Origin of the sequence: Brucella gallinifaecis (assembly GCF_006476605.1) — a bacterium.
Taxonomy (GTDB): Bacteria; Pseudomonadota; Alphaproteobacteria; order Rhizobiales; family Rhizobiaceae; genus Brucella; species Brucella gallinifaecis.
The window spans coordinates 1-1,614 of record NZ_ML636834.1; the positions used below are offsets into that span (position 1 = coordinate 1).

Consider the following 1,614-nt stretch of genomic DNA (forward strand, 5'->3'; position numbering starts at 1 on the left):
AAAGCCGTAAAATAAACATCGATCCGCAAACGGTCGGCCAACCGTATATCGGTGCCCCTTTAATGTTCAGGGGCCATGGTGCTTGTCCTCCTGAAAGTGGTTGTGCGCAATCGCGTAGCTCGAATACGGCAGTAGCGGACGCGCGCACCGCTTGCGGTCGAAACGGAGCGTAGCGGAGAGGAGAACCCCGAAGGGGTTGCGCGTATAAGGCCGCGAATGCCGTATCGTGCGAAGCGATTAGATTGCGCATGGCCACTTTCAGGAAAAGAGGACAAGCACCATGAAAACACGGGCTTGCAGGCCACGGACGCCGCGCCAGTTCATCAACCGGCAAATCTCGACCGAACGAAGTTCGGTTTCCGTCACACTCTTGCTGGAGTGGAGGTAGATCAGCAAACGAGTGTTGACGCCGACAAAACCTAAACAGGCAAACTGGATGAGCCGCTTGCGGGTCATCCACCATTCCGGGGGGAGGAGCGCGAGGAACCGGGGACCGGGGGGTTCCTCGTACCGTTCGGTGCCCGCTCGATGCGGGCGCCGGGCGGTTTTCGGCATCTTCTATTTAAAGAGCGCCATTTGTCTTTTGTTTCGGAGTGCATCACGACGCACAATAAAGCGATATCCGTCCCATTCGTGCCAGCATTCCCAACCTGACGGGGTTGCACGTCCATACCAGACGCGGACTTTGACGCGATCCGCGTCAACGTCCTCGACAATCTCAACGGTAAATGAGCCGCCAAGCCCGGAATCTGTGTCGTAAACTTCAACGCTCGACCGGCGTTTGTTGCCAAATTCGTTCATGGCCGTACCTCCTAGAAAAACGCCAGTTGTTCGGCGGGGCGGGCGGGGGTGGTGACGTGATTTGCAGCGATACGCTGGATTTCCCTTTCGCGGCGTTCTCGCGCTTCTGCAAACTCGAAACAGGCGATTTCGCAAATGATGCTTGTATCTTTCCATTCATCTTTGAAAATCGACGTATCGACGCCAGCGCCGGATTCCATGACAAGGCCGGTCAGATTCTCGAACTCGACGCCACGGCCTTTTGTGCGGCGTTCGTAATAGGGGCGTCCGGAATACTGGAAGCTTGCCGATTGCTGCGGAATGATAAAGGTTCCGTAGTTGTCGCGACGCACAATGATAACAGCACCGACGCGCAATCATCGGGCTTTTCCGACGCAAATTAATTGAGATTATCGGCGCCTTTCAGCGCAGATTATCTGAGACTAAACGCATGCTTTCTGAGACGGACGCACAGTGCTGTGCGACGGACGCACATTATTTGAGACGGATCATGTCGGCAATCCGGCGGCCCGCATTTCGTCGAGAAGCTCCTGCGACCGACCGGGTTCCAGTTCGCCGCGCAGAAGCTGCCTAATCTCCGCCGGTCTGGTCTCGAACCCTGATGGTACGGAGACGTCCATCAGGTTTTTTTTCATATAGACATCCTTGATATGGGTATCAGCTTTCATATTCATCCCTTGAACCGGATGTCGATCGAAAAGATGTTACCGTTCCCCCATAGCTTCTGAAGCGATCTGGGGGTTCTGTCGCAAAGTTTTTGGAAGGATATAAGCGGCCTTATTTCTGGACGCAATTATGCTGCGAGCTTTGCAA

General features: G+C 54.6%; 4 protein-coding genes. All 4 read right to left on the reverse strand.

The features are described 5' to 3' along the window. Positions 1-258: 258 nt before the first annotated feature. The gene (locus FHY56_RS17700; protein WP_140906432.1) at positions 259-456 is read right to left on the reverse strand and encodes a hypothetical protein; all 198 of its coding nucleotides are present in this window, start codon (positions 454-456) and stop codon (positions 259-261) included. A gap of 102 nt (positions 457-558) precedes the next feature. Continuing rightward, positions 559-801, reverse strand: coding sequence for a hypothetical protein (locus FHY56_RS17705; protein WP_140906433.1), 243 nt, complete (start codon positions 799-801; stop codon positions 559-561). 11 nt (positions 802-812) lie between these two features. Next, positions 813-1,157: a class I SAM-dependent methyltransferase gene (locus tag FHY56_RS18015; RefSeq protein WP_193556808.1), complete on the reverse strand. Its 345-nt coding sequence runs from the start codon at positions 1,155-1,157 to the stop codon at positions 813-815. 132 nt (positions 1,158-1,289) lie between these two features. Further along, a complete protein-coding gene (locus tag FHY56_RS18075) occupies positions 1,290-1,469 on the reverse strand; it encodes a hypothetical protein (protein ID WP_210240079.1) in 180 nt (59 codons plus the stop codon). Positions 1,470-1,614: the final 145 nt, after the last annotated feature.

Excerpts from the sequence above, each read along its gene's own strand:
- FHY56_RS17700 (WP_140906432.1), bottom strand. The coding sequence starts at position 456 with ATGACCCGCAAGCGGCTCATCCAGTTTGCCTGTTTAGGTTTTGTCGGC.
- FHY56_RS18075 (WP_210240079.1), bottom strand. The coding sequence starts at position 1,469 with ATGAAAGCTGATACCCATATCAAGGATGTCTATATGAAAAAAAACCTG.
- FHY56_RS17705 (WP_140906433.1), bottom strand. The coding sequence starts at position 801 with ATGAACGAATTTGGCAACAAACGCCGGTCGAGCGTTGAAGTTTACGAC.